12 protein-coding genes and 1 tRNA gene are annotated in these 15,065 nt (G+C 71.2%); 5 read left to right on the forward strand and 8 right to left on the reverse strand.

From position 1 onward, the window contains the following. The first annotated feature begins 132 nt into the window (after nt 1–132). The gene (locus tag CA984_RS03940; RefSeq protein ID WP_086568195.1) at nt 133–507 is read left to right on the forward strand and encodes a nitroreductase family deazaflavin-dependent oxidoreductase; all 375 of its coding nucleotides are present in this window, start codon (nt 133–135) and stop codon (nt 505–507) included. 196 nt (nt 508–703) lie between these two features. Here the strand turns inward: CA984_RS03940 and CA984_RS03945 are convergent, their stop codons facing one another. The 4 genes from CA984_RS03945 to CA984_RS03960 form a co-directional block, all read right to left on the reverse strand. Then, entirely contained in the window at nt 704–2,362 is a 1,659-nt protein-coding gene (locus CA984_RS03945; RefSeq protein ID WP_207620715.1) for a SulP family inorganic anion transporter, read from the reverse strand. A 68-nt stretch (nt 2,363–2,430) separates the two neighbouring features. Then, entirely contained in the window at nt 2,431–2,772 is a 342-nt protein-coding gene (locus tag CA984_RS03950; protein WP_086568201.1) for an ArsR/SmtB family transcription factor, read from the reverse strand. A 546-nt stretch (nt 2,773–3,318) separates the two neighbouring features. Beyond that, on the reverse strand, nt 3,319–4,689 hold the full coding sequence (locus CA984_RS03955) for a vWA domain-containing protein (protein ID WP_086568204.1): 1,371 nt from the start codon (nt 4,687–4,689) through the stop codon (nt 3,319–3,321). 64 nt (nt 4,690–4,753) lie between these two features. Then, nucleotides 4,754–5,605, reverse strand: coding sequence for an AAA family ATPase (locus CA984_RS03960; RefSeq protein WP_086568206.1), 852 nt, complete (start codon nt 5,603–5,605; stop codon nt 4,754–4,756). 101 nt (nt 5,606–5,706) lie between these two features. Here CA984_RS03960 and CA984_RS03965 point away from each other — a divergent pair. Next, a tRNA-Lys gene (locus CA984_RS03965) sits at nt 5,707–5,783 on the forward strand. Between the two features lie 59 nt (nt 5,784–5,842). Here the strand turns inward: CA984_RS03965 and CA984_RS03970 are convergent. From CA984_RS03970 to CA984_RS03980, 3 genes are read right to left on the reverse strand one after another with little or no spacing between them, the layout of a single operon-like run. After that, nucleotides 5,843–8,140: a hypothetical protein gene (locus tag CA984_RS03970; protein WP_086568209.1), complete on the reverse strand. Its 2,298-nt coding sequence runs from the start codon at nt 8,138–8,140 to the stop codon at nt 5,843–5,845. Further along, on the reverse strand, nt 8,137–9,132 hold the full coding sequence (locus CA984_RS03975; RefSeq protein WP_086568212.1) for a hypothetical protein: 996 nt from the start codon (nt 9,130–9,132) through the stop codon (nt 8,137–8,139). The genes CA984_RS03970 and CA984_RS03975 overlap by 4 nt, the downstream gene beginning before the upstream one ends. 8 nt (nt 9,133–9,140) lie before the next feature. Continuing rightward, nucleotides 9,141–10,574, reverse strand: a complete 1,434-nt coding sequence (locus CA984_RS03980; RefSeq protein WP_086568214.1) for a hypothetical protein — start codon at nt 10,572–10,574, stop codon at nt 9,141–9,143. A gap of 236 nt (nt 10,575–10,810) precedes the next feature. On the opposite strand from CA984_RS03980, the gene CA984_RS03985 reads away from it, so the two are divergent. Both CA984_RS03985 and CA984_RS03990 read left to right on the forward strand, forming a co-directional pair. Continuing rightward, entirely contained in the window at nt 10,811–12,211 is a 1,401-nt protein-coding gene (locus tag CA984_RS03985; RefSeq protein ID WP_165781092.1) for a DUF4407 domain-containing protein, read from the forward strand. Between the two features lie 9 nt (nt 12,212–12,220). Continuing rightward, nucleotides 12,221–13,654 carry a protein kinase domain-containing protein gene (locus CA984_RS03990; protein WP_086568218.1) on the forward strand — a complete coding sequence of 478 codons (1,434 nt, stop codon included), beginning with the start codon at nt 12,221–12,223 and terminating at the stop codon, nt 13,652–13,654. Nucleotides 13,655–13,793: 139 nt separating this feature from the next. On the opposite strand, the gene CA984_RS03995 is transcribed toward CA984_RS03990, so the two are convergent. Next, on the reverse strand, nt 13,794–14,405 hold the full coding sequence (locus tag CA984_RS03995) for a TetR/AcrR family transcriptional regulator (protein ID WP_086568220.1): 612 nt from the start codon (nt 14,403–14,405) through the stop codon (nt 13,794–13,796). Nucleotides 14,406–14,457: 52 nt separating this feature from the next. Here CA984_RS03995 and CA984_RS04000 point away from each other — a divergent pair, with 52 nt between their 5' ends. Continuing rightward, on the forward strand, nt 14,458–15,042 hold the full coding sequence (locus tag CA984_RS04000; RefSeq protein WP_086568222.1) for a GNAT family N-acetyltransferase: 585 nt from the start codon (nt 14,458–14,460) through the stop codon (nt 15,040–15,042). The last annotated feature ends 23 nt before the right edge of the window (nt 15,043–15,065 follow it).

Genomic DNA, 15,065 nt, shown 5'->3' on the forward strand with positions numbered 1-15,065 from the left:
AAGCCAGCCTTGCGAGTGTAAGTCGCCTTACGGCCGTAAGTCTTACCGGTTGGAATCGGCTGGAATCGGCTGTGAGCTCGGCGAACGTCTGACCCGCGACACGCCCCGACGGGGTGAGACAAGGAGATCCCGATGCCGATGCCGCTGTGGTGGGGGCACGTGAACAAGCGGGTGTTCAACCCTCGTGCGATCGCGGGCGGGACGTGGCCGGTGCTGACGCACGTCGGTCGCAGCTCTGGCATGACCTACCGCACGCCGCTCGATGCGCACCCTGTTGACGGTGGCTACCTGTTCGTTCTGGTGTACGGATCGCGCTCGGACTGGGTGCAGAACGTCCTGGCGGCCGACGGGGCGCGGCTCCGGGTCGACGGGAGTGAGGTGGAGCTCGCCGCCCCACGCCTCGTCGGGAAAGACGAGGCGTTCCAGGCTCTCTCCGACGAGGTGACACGCCCACCGAAGCTACTCCGCATCACCGAGTTCCTCCGCATGGACCTGGCCGCGGGCTGACGATCGGGCGTCCAACGCGGAGCCGGGTGGCGGGCGAGCGCGTCGACCAGGGGAGAGGGCGGCGGCCTTGCGGGCGAGGAAGTCGAGCACGTCCCACTGCTGCATGAACGGACTTAGCGTACGTTCGCGTGCCGCTGCGATACGATCCCCGGCTCGCGTGTACCTGGTGACACGCTCCTCGGCGGCAGACCGCCTTCTACGGGCGTGACCTGCTTAGGTCCGATGCCGAGGAGGTGGCGGCGGGCGCGGGCAGAACTCCGGTGCATCGGAGCCGGTCTCGGGCCGCGGCGATGGCTTCGGGGGTGGTGGCGAAGACGTGACTGGCCTCATCGAGACGGGCGATGGTGCCGAGGGCGTGCAGGGGCTGGTGGTGGTCGGTGCGGATGCCGGAGATGTAGACGGTGATGCCGCGGCGCTGTAGGCGTTCAATGGCATCGCCCAGGACCAGAGCGCCGCTGGCGTCGATGGTGGTGACACGGGACATGCGCAAGATCACCACGGAGACGGTGGCGACCTCGGACAGCTCCAGCAGAAAACGGTGGGCCGCGGCGAAGAACAGCGGCCCGTCCAGACGGTAGGCGACGATGTGCTCGGCCAGCAGGGCGTGTTCTTGCTCGGTGTGGTCGCCGGGCAGATCAGGGTGAATCGGCATCGCGTCCAGGCGGACGTCGCGCGAAATGGAGCGCAATGCCAGCGCGCCGGCCACGATCAGGCCGAGGATGACGGCCTGGACCAGGTCGAGCGCCAAGGTGGCGATAGCGGTCAACCCCAAGACGACGGCGTCGCCGCGGGTGGAGCGGATCATGGCTTTGACCGAGCCGACCTCCACCATCCGCACCGAGGTGGCCAGCAGCACACCGGCCAGCGCGGCCAGTGGGATCTGGGCGACCAGGTCGGCGGCGGTGAACACGATCACGGCCAAGACACCCGCGTGAGCCAGCGCCGCCAGCCGTGATTGGGCGCCGGAGCGGACATTGACCGCGGTGCGGGCGATGGCGCCGGTGGCCGGGACGCCGCCGAACAGCGGGACGATGAGGTTGGCCAGGCCCTGGCCGAACAGTTCCCGGTCGGGGTCGTGCTTGTGGTTGACGCTCATGCCGTCGGCCACGGCGGCCGACAGCAGCGACTCCAACGCGGCCAAGGCCGCGACCGCGACCGCAGGAGCGAGCAGCGAGCTCAGCACGCTCACATCCACGAAGGCCAGGGAGGGGGAGGGCAAGGTGGCGGGCAGGTCTCCGATGCGCGCTACCGGCAGGTCGACCAACTGCGCCAGCAGGGTGGCGGCGGCTACGGCGAGCAGGGAGAAGGGTACGGTGGGCCGCCGGCGCGCCCCCAGCAGCATCACCGCGGCCACCGTCAAGGCGATGCCCAGTGCCCACCACCGCGGCTGGGCGAGGAAGTCCTGCGCGGCCTGCCAGGCCACGGCGAGGACCTTGTCTCCCTCCGGGGTCGGCACGCCCAGGGCGGCCGGGACCTGCTGTAGGCCGATCACACAGGCGATGCCGATGGTGAAGCCCTCCACCACCGGGGCAGGCACCAGGGCCATGTACTTGCCCGCGCGGCCCAGCGCCAACGCGATCAACATCAGCCCGGCCAGCACACCGACCATCAGCACACCGGAGGCGCCGTGCGCGTGCATGATCGGAACCAGTACCACCGTCATCGCCCCGGTCGGGCCGGACACCTGCAAGCCCGAGCCGCCGAACAAGGCCGCCAGTACTCCGGCGACCACCGCGGTGGCCAGGCCCGCTGCGGCGCCCATACCCGAGGAGATGCCGAACCCCAGCGCCAGCGGCAATGCCACGATCGCCACCGTCAACCCGGCTAGCAGGTCACGGCGGGGACGGCGGCCCATCGCGGCCAACTCCCCGCCCTCGGGCAGCACGCTGCGCAGGCGGGCCCAGCCCGAGGAGAACAAGGGGGTCACGAGGAGCCGGCCTCCGCCTGGATCAGTTCGCTCAGCAACTCGTGCTGCTCGGTGAGCTTCTGGGTCAGCAACTTGCGGGCCGCGCGCAGCAACTCGGCCACATCCCCGCCGGCCAAGGCGTAGACCACGGTGGAACCGTCGCGGTGCGCGCCGACCATCCCCGAGCGGCGTAGTACGGCCAGGTGCTGCGACAGTCCCGTCGGCTCGACCTCAATGGCGGCCAGCAGGTCCCGCACCGGCATCGGGCCCTCCTGCAGCAGCTCCAGCACCCGGATCCGCACGGGGTGGCCCAGCAGTCGAAACAGCTCCGCCTTGGCCTCATACAACGGAACCGACATCACAGAGCCGTTCCCTCGCCCGGTCCGGCCTCATCCGAGCCGGTCGGCACACCGTGCGTGCGAGCCAACCGCGCCACATGGTCCCACTCCGCTTCGGCCAGCATCAGCGCGTCGACATCATCGCCACGACGGGCCGCCTCCAACGCCGCGGCTGCCCGGCGCCCCCGTTCCCTGACCGCGGCAGCGAAAGACCCGCTCACAGCACACCCCTGACCTCGATCTCACCCGACAGTACACGCATCAACATATAGTTAATTGCGCAGATTCGCAATTTGTGGAGAGATGGATAGGGCTACGGCGGGCAAACGGCGGAGGCCGCACTCAGCGGCGTTCCAGGCTTGGCTCTGGGGCGCGCTGGTTGTCCACCCGTCTGGCCTGATCGCTTGCTGCAGGGGCGGCTCGGCCCGTCTGATGGGAGTTACAGGCAATGAGCAGCGATGACGTCCGGGCGCGTGCTGCCTGACCGGAGGATCTCAACCGGTTCAGCGTGGAGCGGTTCAACGCGGGCTGAGCTTTCCCCGCAGGACGGACACCTCGTTCTCGGTGTCAGGCCAACTCCTCGATGAAGGCCGCGAGCTGGACGACGTTGCGGCACTCGTGCATCGGGACGATCTGCCCGTACGCCGTGGCCACCGAGTCACCGGTGTCCCACTGGCTCACCGGCTCCGGGTTGAGCCAGTAGGCGTGCCGGGCCTCCCGGCTCAGGCGTCTCAGCGTCTCCAGCGCGGGCGGCTGGTAGTTGGAGCGCGCGTCGCCCAGGATCAGCAGGGACGTCTTCGGCCCGATGGCGTCGCCGTACCGCTCGGCGAACCGCTCGAAGGCGTTGCCGTAATTGGTCCGGCCGAACCGCACCATGTCGGCCTCCTTGGCCAGCCGGGTCATCGCCTCCACCACGTCGGCGCCGGGGACGAAGAACCGGGTGATCTCGTCCACGGTGTCCACGAAGCCGAACGCGCGGACCTTGGTGAACTGCTCGCGCAGCGCGTAGGTGAGCAGCAGCGTGAAGTGGGCGAAGGAGGCGACCGAGTCGCTGGTGTCGCAGAGGATGACCAGCTCGGGCTTGTGCGGGCGGCGCGGCTTGTTGAAGGTGGTCAGTGGCACCCCGCCGCTGGACAGCGAGGCCCGCACGGTCCGGCGGAAGTCCAGGCGCCCCCGGTGGCCGAGCCGGTGCTTGACGGTCAGCCGGGCGGCCAGGCGGCGGGCGAGAGGCTGGACCTCGCGGCGCAGCCTGGACAGGTCGGCCTTCGTCACCCTGAGGAAGTCGAGCTGCTCCAGCGGCGGCCGTACGGCGGAGCGCGCGATCCGCTCGATCCCGGAGTCCTCGGCGATCCGGCGGCGCACGTCGGTGGAGACGGCGTCCTCGAAGCGCCTGGTGTTCTCCCCGATCCGCTGCCGGGCCACCTTCTCCGCCAGGCCGCCGCGCTCCTGGCCGGCCAGCACCTCGGCGAGCAGCCGGGCCATGAGCGTCTCGGGGGACAGCGCCCGCAGCACCGAGTAGGAGAACCAGTTCTGCCGGCCGGGGCCCGCTGTCTGGCGGCCGAAGCGCTCCACCATCGCCCGGGCGAACTCGTTCATCCCGTCGGCGCCCAGCAGCAGCTCGGCCAGCCGGTCCCGCAGCTCGGGGACCGCCGCGGTCTCCAGATCCGGCCCGGCGGCGTCCGGGCCGTCCTCGGGGCGCGGGCCGTACAGGCCGGTGGTCGACGCGGGGAACCACAGGTCGAAGAGCGTGTCGAAACCCGGCCGGTGCGAGGGCCGCTTGACCAGGGTCGCGGCGTAGGCGGCGCGCAGCGACTCCCGCTCGGCCAGGTCGATCACCTGAAGCGCCCGTGCCGCGTCCAGCCCCTCGGCCAGCGAGACCGGCAGCCCGGCCTCACGCAGCGCGTGTACGAAGCCGACATGCCGGTCGAGCAGGCTCACCTCCCGCCCCCCTGCTTCCCGGTCTGTCCGTTCACAGGGCCTCCCGCCCCTCGGCTCCGGCCGCTCACAGCGCCAGTTCCTTGCGTGCCCGGGTCTGGTCGGAGGCGTGCTTGAGCACGACCCCGAGGGTGGCGCCGACCGTCGCCTCGTCCAGCTCGGTACGGCCCAGCGCGAGCAGCGTGTTGGCCCAGTCGACGGTCTCGGCGATGGAGGGCGCCTTCTTCAGCTCAAGGGTGCGCATCGTGGCGACCGTACGGGCGAGCTGCTCGGCCAGGCCCGCCTCGATCGCGGGCACCTGCGCCAGCACGATGTCGCGCTCGCGCTCCGGCGACGGATACTCCAGGTGCAGGTAGAGGCAGCGCCGCTTGAGCGCCTCGGACAGCTCGCGGGTCGCGTTGGAGGTCAGCACCACGTACGGCCTGCGCACGGCCGTGATCGTGCCGAGCTCGGGGATCGTGACCTGGTAGTCGGAGAGGATCTCCAGCAGCAGCCCCTCCACCTCGACGTCGGCCTTGTCGGTCTCGTCGATCAGCAGGACCGTCGGGGTCTCGGACCTGATCGCCCGCAGCAGGGGCCTTTCGAGCAGGAACTCCTCGGTGAAGATGTCGTCGTGGGTGGCGTCCCAGCCCTCGCCGTTTCCGGCCTGGATGCGCAGGAGCTGCTTCTTGTAGTTCCACTCGTACAGCGCCCTGGCCTCGTCGAGCCCCTCGTAGCACTGCAGCCGGATGAGCGAGGCCCCGGTCGCGGCCGCCACGGCCTTGGCGAGCTGGGTCTTGCCCACCCCCGCCGGGCCCTCGGCGAGCAGCGGCTTGCCCAGCGCGCCGGCCAGGAAGACCGAGGTCGCGATGGAGTCGTCGGCGAGGTAGTCCACGGCGCTGAGCCGCTCCCGGACGTCGGCGGGCGAGGCGAACCACATGTGCACTCCCAGTACAGGACCGAATGTTGTTCTACCCTAGCGGCTCAAGGTTCTCCGTTTCGAAGCCCTCTGGAAAGTGCGCTATCCTTCAAGAGCTTCACGCGCCGCTAGCTCAGTTGGTTAGAGCAGCTGACTCTTAATCAGCGGGTCCGGGGTTCGAGTCCCTGGCGGCGCACCAGCGGAAAGCCCAGGTCGACATAGCCGACCTGGGCTTTCTTCGTTGGACGAGCCGTGTGCTCAGGAGTCGGGCGAGGCCGGCGCGGACGGCGGGCGCGACTGGTGCCGGTGCGGCTCGATCCTGGTCGGCAGCCGTATCCCCAGCAGGAGGGCCAGGAATCCGGCGGCGCTCCCGGCGGCGACCAGGGAGAGGGCGGGCCAGAAGGGGTCCTCCCTCCAGTCGCTCTCCCGGTCCCCGGCATGGGGGACGGCGCCGGACGGTGATGGCAGGGCCGACTCGACCAGCCGGGCGGCCGCCGTCACCGGGGAGTCGAAGTCCTCCGATGCCAGCCTGCCGGGGTCGATGGACCGGGCGACCGTGTCCAGCGCGTCGCGCAGCGCGCGGCCACCGGCCTGGTTGCACAGAATGAGCAGCGAGCGGCTCGGCATCCCGGCGAGCGCTTCCGATCGGGGATAACCGCTGTCGCGGGCGGCCTCGCGGGGCACGATGGCGGCTTGCACCGCCTTGTCCCGGAGAGCGCGCAGTGGGTCGGTCCCCGGGACGGTCTCCAGATGCAGCCAGGGATGGCGCTGCCGCAGGATCTGCTCAGGCCGCTCCCGGGAGGGCCCCTCCTGGGAGGTGTCCGGCACAGAGATCCGGACCTCCTTGTCCGGGCGTGCGAAGGCCGCCGTCAACTTCTCCGGCTTGATCAGACCGGCGTCGTAGACCAGGACGTCTCGGTTCGGGACCGGGATGGCGGCGACCGCGGAGAACCCCTGCGCCGCCGGCGGATCCACCGGCCACGTCGGCAGGGCACCCGAGAGGGCGGGATCCGCCGGAGGGATCTCCACGAGGACCACGGCCGGCTCCGCGACGGGTGCGGTCTCGGCGGGGGCGTCACTCAGCCGGATCTCGGACCGATAGCCCGTCCGCTGGACGGCCTTGGCCACGAGGTTCCTGGCGAACGCGTCCTCCTGCCCGGGCGGAGCCTGGACGACGACCGTGCCCGGTTCCGTCCCTGCCGAGTCCCCCGCGGCGGGGGGATCGCCGCCGGGGGCGAGCAGCATCGCGACGACACCGGTGCCGATCAAGGTGATGGCCAGCGTCGCGAAGGCCACGACCATGGTGACCTTGCCGTGCAGGCCCCAGCCGGGCCGGAGCCGCCTTTCGCGGTCGGCCTGTTCCAGCTCGCCGAGCGCGGCCCGCATCGAGGGCGGCACGGTGTTCGGAGCCGGGCCCGCGGCGGCCGTCGGCCGGTGGGGCACGGTGCCCGGGGCCGGGCCTACGGCGGCCGTCGGCCGGTAGGGCACGGTCACCGCGGCGGGCGGGACCGCCCCGGCCTCCGGGACACCGCCCCCTCCTCCCGGAACCGGATCACGATCCTCGGAACCGGGCGCGCTGGGGCCGGGCAAGGCCTTTCGATGCCCCGCCGCGACGACCGTGTCCGCACCGGGGCCCCCTGCCCGGGGATCCTCCGAGCCCGGCTTCGCCTTCCGCCACACGCCGGTGGCGTCGGGGGACAGCAGCCCGGAGCCGGCGTATTCAAGCAGCCGTGCGGCGTTCGGTAGGTCCTCGGGGCCGAACGACAGCGGATCGGTCAGCCCGGCGAGCCCCCGCAGCATGTCCTCGAGCTGGACATCGTGCCGGGCCAGCAGGCCCAGGCACACGTTCGCCCGGCCGTCCCGCCAGGTGATCTCCGCTCCGTGGCCCCACCGCACCTCGTAGGCGTTCTCCGGCGCGTGCCGCGCGAAGGACAGCCTGAGCTTGTGCCGGGCCGTGCTGCTGGTCCAGGTCGCCGCGGTCAACCTCGTCCGCATGCCGTACGGCAGGAGCGCGGCGACGGTGTCCAGAAAGCGCAACCGTTCGATCATGGGAACCCTGTCCGCGCCCACCACGCAGACGGGCCGCCCGGTCAGCAGCAGCGCGGCGGCGTACCGCGCGTCCGACCCGGGGACGAGGGCCGTGGGGTCGAACTCCGGCACGCGTACGACCAGGGGAGGGGACGGGGTCGCCGGCAGGCCCGCGAGGGCGTGGTAGAGGGCCTCATAGGACACCTGATGGACGGCCAGATCCTGGTACGGGACGTAGAACCAGCGGGTGTAGGCGATCTTACGGTTGGTGGCGTCCCGGTGCCCGGACCACTCCTGGGCCGCGAGCACGATGTGGTGCGACACCTGCTCGCGCTCCCTGGTCGCCGCGACCGCGATCGTCACCTGGGGCAGATCCGCCGAGAGACCCGTGGCGTACCTGCTCCTGATCTTCTCGAAGACCTCGGGCCCGAGGCGGTCGTCGCTCCAGTCGAGCAGCTCGTAGTCGTCGTGGGCGCCGGGCCGCTTCCCCTCCAGCGCCCACTCGAATCCGATCTCGTGGTCGGTCACGAGACCACCGTCGGCCGGATCGCGGCGAGCCGCTGCCCCAGCCAGAGCATGGGCTCCACCACGTTGATCGGATGCAACTGCCCCCGGATGCGTGAATCCTCGTCCGCCTCTCCGGGGACCATGTTCTGGAAGTCGTCCCAGTCGAAACGCTTCGTGCGCCGGTCCACATAGAAGCCGATCGAGGACGTGGCGAAGAAGCGGATCCGATCCGGGTGGAAGAACTGGTCGAGCGCCTTGAGCACCATGTCGGCGGTGCCACTGGCCGACACCTGGCACAGCTCGTGGAACAGCTCCCGCGCGTCCTCGCTGGTCACCCGGGGCAGCCGGTACGGATCGTCGATGTCCACGGTGAGCAGCCGTCGCTTCTCCGCCGTCTCAAGCACCCGGGGGTCGTCGAACTTGGTGACGCACACGGCGATGTGGTGCGGCAACTTCCCGTCGGTGAACTCGCCGGCGGCGAGCATCCGCTCGGCGAGCCGGGTGAGCGGGGCGTGCATGTGGTCGAAGGCGTCCCCGAGGGTGAACTCCCTGATCGGGTCGTAGAGGAAGACGATGCCCCGGCTCCGCTCAAGGTTGTCCAGCAGCTTTTGCAGACGGGGGTCTCCCGAGCCGTCCAGAGCGCTCGGGCCGCCCGCCGGGCCGTACCACCCCCCGGGAGCGTCGGTCATGCCGATGCCTATCCGGGCCGGCGGCCCCGGCTTGGCCTTCCTGCTCCAGAAGCCGGGCTTGCGGAGAGCGGGGCCGAGCAGCGTCCAGTGATAGCGCTCCATGGTCATGTTCGCCTCGGGGAACAGCTTGCCCCGCAACAGGGCGTTGGTCTTCTCGATCAGGTAGTCCGACGACGCGGGGTCGGATCCGATGATCTTCCAGTCATCGTCGCTCTTGGTCAGGGCGATGAACAACGCCGCCAGCAGAGTGGTTTTGCCACTGCCGGGAGCGCCCCACATGGCGATGTTGTGATCGGGACGTTCCCGGCTCGGATCGGGCTGCATGCGCGTCGTCACTCCGTCTCGTCGAGCAGGGGGAACGGGAGATGGACCGGGGAGGAGGCGACCAGGCCGAGATCGGCGGCCAGGCCGCGCACGTCCACCGCCTCCAGATGGGCCAGGGCCGCCGCGCCGATCCGGTGCCACACCTGGTGCGCCTGGTCGGCGGGCTGGTCGCAGATCGCGCCCAGCACCGTGCCCTGCCGCTGCCGCAGGGCGGCGAGCAGCTTCCGCCAGTCGTGCCGGTGGGGGCAGGGCAGGATCCTGGACTGGTCGGTGCGAGCCGGGTGCGGTGGGAGGCCTCCGACGGTGAGGATGACGGCGGGCGCCGGATCCGCCCGGCCGAGCCGTTCGACCACCACGGCGAGCATGTCCTCAAGCTGCGCCGCGTGGGGATGGTACGGATATCCCCTGGCCACCGCTCCCCGTTCCTCCAGCGCGCCGAGTGCGTTCAGAGCCTCTCCCGCGCCGGCCTCCCAGGCCGCGATCCGCACCGGGAACTCCGGCGCCGACGGGTCGTACGAGTGCGCCGCGTAGGCGAGGAGGGAGACCCGGAGCAGGCCACCGAGCTCGCCGGAGGCAGAGCTGATCATCTGGCGTGCCCGGCTCAGCCGTTCCGCGACCTGGTCGTCCGCTCCGCAGACCTCCACCGCGCAGACGAGGTGCGCCGGGCCGCTGCCCCCCGCCAGCCGATCCGGGAGCGCGGCGACGAGCTGATCCCAGCCCCGAGGGTCGGGCGAGAGCGCGGGCAGGCCGGTGAACCGTACGCGGCCGGGCCGTACCAGCTCGGCGGTCACCTCATACCGGCCGGGCGCGACCGGGGCGGACTGCACGGACAGCAGCCGCGGCTTCGGACCCTGCCAGGTGACCACGGCGAACGCGGTGCCGTGCGCGCCCGCGGCTTCGCAGCGGAGGGCGACCCGGGTCCGGGCCCCCGGACGGGAGCCGAGGGGGAAGAGCTGCCTGCTGGTCAGCCGAGGTCGGCTGGTATCCGAGTCGACGAGGACGACGATCAGCTCGTACGACCTGGTCAGCGGGTCGTCGGCGATGACCTCCCGGATCAGTGCGGCGATCGGGGCTTCGGCTCGCAGCACCTGCGCGGCGGGATGTGCCGCGCGCAGCCAGGCGAGGGCCTGCTCGACCTGCGGATCAGCGGAGGACGCGGCTACGAGCATCACGTCGGCGGTGGACGAGGCGGCGCGGGCCATGCGTAGCACGGCCTCCCGGGTCTCGGCCGGATGGGTGCCCCACCCGCGTTCGCCCGCGAGGCCCGGCCAGGTCGCCGACCAGCTCCGGCCGCGGGGGCGGCCGTTGTCGTCCCGGTGGAGCAGGAACGTGGTGACGCCGTCGGCGGCGATCTCCACCAGGGTGAGGCGATCGGTGTCGGCGAGGTCGGCCAGGGCCTGGGCGATCGCCTTCCTGCTCAGATCCCTGTCGGGCTCCGGCACGAGGAGTCCTCCATAGATATGTCGTATTAGCTGCGCTGCGTCCCTGGTGTCCCGATTGGTCGGCGTATATAACGTTAGGAGGTGCCGCTGGGGCGAGGTGCTGTATCGGGATTCCTCGATGAAATTCTATCGGGTATCTGTAAATACGATATTGGGCGCCTATGATATCCCCTCCGGGGAGCCGACGCCGTTCCAATCGGTGCCGACGCGATGAGACTCCCTTTGCGAGGAGGAGTATGAGACGTTTCCTGAGCGCGCTGTCCGGGGTTTTGGTCGCGCTGTCAGGAGCGCGACCCGAGGTTCTCCGGACGTGCCCGACCGAACGCGGCAAATTCGAGGGCATCGGGGGCGCCGTTCTCACCACGAGCGTGCTCGCCTTCGTCTCCATGACGTTCGCCCTCAACAGCACGCTCAGCGTCAACATCGTCCTCGCCGTCGCCGCCGCTCTGCTGTGGGGCCTGGCGATCCTCAGCCTTGACCGGTGGCTCGTCTCCACGATCAGGGCTGACGCGCCGAACCGCTGGGCGCTGGCCGCGCCGCGCGTCCTCGTCGCCGTCGTGCTCGGCCTGGTGATCTCCACTCCTCTGGTGCTGCAGGTTTTCAAGGCCGAGATCGACACCCAGATCACCGAGATGAAACAGCGGCGCGGTGACGCCTTCGCCGTACAGCAGGAGCAGGGCGCGGTGGGAAAGAGCGTCAGCCAGCTCCGCAAGGAGGTGGCCGATCTGCGGCAGGTGATTTCCTCCGGCGGCGACGTTCCCCTTGACATAGAACAGGACTCGAAGATAAAGGCGCTGTCCGCCCAGCGCGCCGATGAGCAGAAGCGAGCGGACAAACACTACAAAGAGTGGCAGTGCCAGCTCTATGGTGGTCCAAACTGCATCAAAAAGGGCAATGGTCCACTCGCTCAGGAGAGCCGGCGTGCGTACGAAAAAGACAAGGGGCGCATCGAGCTGCTCACCCGGCAGATAGAGGACCGAAAGCGGGAGTTGAACGCGACCGGGGAACAGGCCAAGGGGACACGGCTCGCCGCCGCGGAGGAGGCCCTGCCCAAGGCCCAGCGCCAGCTCGACGCCGCGGTCGAGCAGCAGGCCCGGATCCAGCGGTCCTTCGACGAGGACAACCTGGCCACCGACGGGCTGCTCATCCGGCTCCGGGCGCTCAACGAGCTGACCGGCAAGGACATCACCCTCAGCATGGCCCGGCTGCTGCTGTTCGCGTTGTTCCTGCTCATCGAATGTCTGCCGGTCGCGGTGAAGCTCATGCAGCGGCCCGGCATCTATGAGAAGGCGCTCGCGCTCGCCGAGCGCCAGGAGCTGGACGGCATGCGCGATGAGTTCGGTGTTCGCGCCGGGTCCCGGTCCCGGCCGGCGGAGCCCGGCGGGTCGGACAGCGTCTGGAGCATCTGGTCGCCCCGGGAGGACACCTCGCGACGGCCCGGCGCCGCCTTCGGGGAGGAGACGCGGCCACCCCGAGGACCGAACGGCACCCAGGCCGAGTCGGCTGACCCCGGCTACGAGTACGGGCCCATGGAAGACCAGGCCCTGCGTGGCATGACGGACACCCGCATCATGCGGAGACCGGGACCGGGTGCGGAGCGCTCGGGCGGGATCGAACTGCTCCCCGACGAGGACTGAGGCCACCGGATGACGGCACGAATCGTCCAAGGCCGGTACGAGCTGAGGTCCCGGCTCGGCAGGGGCGGCATGGGCACGGTGTGGCTCGCCTGGGACCGGACGCTGCGGCGATCCGTCGCGCTCAAAGAGGTCGTGCTGGCGCCGTACGGCGAGGACATGGCCGTACGGCGGAAGAGGGCGCTGAGCGAAGCGCGTGCCGCCGCGCGGATCCGGCATCCGGCGGTCGTCGACATCTACGACGCCTTCATGGACGACGGATCGCCGTGGATCGTCATGGAGTACATCGAGGGCACGTCGCTGGACCGCCGGATCGAGCGGCAGACCCTCTCCCGGCGGCAGGTCCTCTCCGAGCGGGAGATCACCCGGGTGGGACGTGAGGTGCTGGACGGACTGGCCGCCGTGCACGACGCGCAGGTGCTGCACCGGGACGTCAAACCGGCCAACATCATCGTTGATCCCGACGACCGGGTCTTCCTGGTCGACTTCGGTATCGCGCGGATCTCCGGGGAGAGCGGCCTCACGTCGGCCAACATGCTGCTCGGAACCATCGAGTTCATGGCGCCGGAACGGATCGACGGGCACGTGGTGGGGCCGGCGTCGGACTTGTGGTCGCTGGGAGTGACGCTGTTCTGCGCGCTGGAGGGCTACTCGCCGTTCCTCCGTGACAGCCCGCTCGAAACGGTGCGGGCGGTCACCGCCGGCCGGCCTCCGCGCTTCCGGCGACCGGGTCCGCTCGCCGACGCGATCGCCGGCCTGCTCGTCACCGCCCCCGCTCGGCGGATGGGGGCGGCCGAGCTGGGGCGGCGGCTGGACACGATCCTCGCGGGCCCGGCGCCGCGGCCCCATGAACGGCAGGAGCCGGAGCGGCGCACCGGCCCGGGAACGGGCCAGGAGGCACGGCGCGGACACGGTGCGCACGGCTCGGGGCCGGTCCGGGATCCGGCCCGGGCGGGGGAAGGCCGCGACGGCGGAAGCCCGCTGCTCGATCGGCCCCGCCAGGAGGCCGCCACCCTGCTCGGCTCGATGGAGCCGAAGGCCGCCGGGCGGCTCCTGGGCGGCGCGGCGGAAGCGTCGGGCACGGCAGCCGAGGTGCTGGCGCTGCTGCCGCCGCCGCGAGCCGCGCGGGTGATCGACCACATGCCCCCGCATCGGGCGGCCAGGCTGGTGGGCGCGATGCCCCCCAGCCGGAGCGCGAGCATCCTGGCGCACACGGATGACCGTGTCACGGCCGCTGTCCTCGGCGCGCTCGGCATCGTCCCCGCCGCGGTCCGCCTGGTGGAGGCGATGACGGTGCGGCGCGCCTGCCGGGTGCTCGGATACGTGCCGCCCGCCGTCGTCGCGGAACTGCTGTCCGCGACCTCGGACGGCCGTGCCGATCGGCTCCTCGACGGGCTCAGCCGCGCCGTACGCGACGAGATCGCCCGCCTGACCGGCGGAGCGTGACGGTGTCGGCTCCGCCTGGGGCGGTGCGTCGGAGGGGCCGGGGACACGAGTGGACGGACGGCGGCCGGCGAGCATGCCGCGGTCCCGTGGTGCGCATGACGTCGCCACGCCCTCACGCCACGCGACCAGCGCCCGGTGGTCAAGTGGATTGGTCGGCGTCAGCGGCGAGCCCGGCGAGGAAGTCGTCGACGAGCTCGATCTGGTGCTCCGGCGGGAGCCTGTCCGGGGCGAAGAGCGCCTGCACCACCAGGCCGTGCGTGAAGGACAGCGCGGTCGTCGCCAGCCGCCACGCGTCGGCCCGGGCGGGCAGCTCGCCCAGGCGCTGCGCGTCCTCGATCGCGGCGCGCAGCACCGCGCGGATGCGCTCGTACCGGGTGGCCTGCGCCGCGAAGAGCGCGGGGTCGGAGAGCGCCACGTCCCAGGAGCCGACCCAGATCCGGTTGATCGCCACCCCGTCCGGCGTCAGCGGGAGTATGTCGAGCAGGTGGATGCGGAGTGCGGGCAGTCCGGTCGCGGCGGGCGCCTCCAGGCGCGGGCGCTGCCGCGTGCGTGCCTCCAGGATGTCGAGGGCGTGCGCGATCAGCTCGTGCTTGCCCGCGAAGTAGTGCGTGACGAGCCCGGTGGAGGCCCCCATGGCCGCCGCGACCGCGCGCAGGGTGAGACCGGCGAACCCGTGCTCGGCGAGGACCCGCCAGACCGCCTCGGAGACGTCGTGGCGGCGGGCGTCGTGGTCGGTGCGGGCGGGGCTCATGGTCTACTAGCCTACATACCGAACGTTTGTTATGAATGTGCCCGGAGGTCCGATGTTCGCCCTTCCCCTCACCGACCGCGCGGAACTGCGGCCCCTTGAGCCGTGGCTGGCCGAGGAGTTCCTCGCCAACCTCGACCGGGCGCGCGAGCACATCTCGCCGTGGGTGTCGCCGACCTTCGTCGCCACCGACCTCGCCGAGGCCCGTGCGGTGCTGCGGCGCTACGCCGACAGGCGGGCACAGGACGCGGGCGGCATCTGGGGGATCTGGCTGGAGGGCACACTCGTCGGCGGCGTGCTGTTCGTGTCGTTCGACGCCGCGCTGGGCGTCTGCGAGGCGGGCTGCTGGCTCGAACCCGGCGCGGAGGGCAACGGGTTGATCACCCGCGCCGCCGAGCGGATCGTCGGCTGGGCGGTGAACGAGCGCGGCATCCAGCGCGTCGAGTGGCGCACCAACGCCGACAACGCGCGCAGCATCAACGTCGCCAAGCGGCTGGGCATGACCCGCGACGGCACCCTGCGGCAGGCCTACCCGCGCGAGGGCCGGCGCATCGACATCGAGGTCTGGTCGGTGCTCGCCGACGAGTGGCGCGCCCGCGAGGCGCGGAGCGACGCGGGCGCGGCCGGCTCGGCGAGCTGAGGCCGGTCTTTTCCGCCGCCGCG

This window comes from Streptosporangium minutum (assembly GCF_002149035.1).
Classification (GTDB): Bacteria; Actinomycetota; Actinomycetes; order Streptosporangiales; family Streptosporangiaceae; genus Streptosporangium; species Streptosporangium minutum.

Bases quoted from the DNA above. Each gene is read 5' to 3' on its own strand.
- CA984_RS03990 (WP_086568218.1), top strand. From the start codon at position 12,221: ATGACGGCACGAATCGTCCAAGGCCGGTACGAGCTGAGGTCCCGGCTC.
- CA984_RS03950 (WP_086568201.1), bottom strand. From the start codon at position 2,772: ATGTCGGTTCCGTTGTATGAGGCCAAGGCGGAGCTGTTTCGACTGCTG.
- CA984_RS03945 (WP_207620715.1), bottom strand. From the start codon at position 2,362: ATGGGCCGCCGTCCCCGCCGTGACCTGCTAGCCGGGTTGACGGTGGCG.
- CA984_RS03975 (WP_086568212.1), bottom strand. From the start codon at position 9,132: ATGCAGCCCGATCCGAGCCGGGAACGTCCCGATCACAACATCGCCATG.
- CA984_RS03960 (WP_086568206.1), bottom strand. From the start codon at position 5,605: ATGTGGTTCGCCTCGCCCGCCGACGTCCGGGAGCGGCTCAGCGCCGTG.
- CA984_RS03940 (WP_086568195.1), top strand. From the start codon at position 133: ATGCCGATGCCGCTGTGGTGGGGGCACGTGAACAAGCGGGTGTTCAAC.
- CA984_RS04000 (WP_086568222.1), top strand. From the start codon at position 14,458: ATGTTCGCCCTTCCCCTCACCGACCGCGCGGAACTGCGGCCCCTTGAG.
- CA984_RS03995 (WP_086568220.1), bottom strand. From the start codon at position 14,405: ATGAGCCCCGCCCGCACCGACCACGACGCCCGCCGCCACGACGTCTCC.
- CA984_RS03985 (WP_165781092.1), top strand. From the start codon at position 10,811: ATGAGACGTTTCCTGAGCGCGCTGTCCGGGGTTTTGGTCGCGCTGTCA.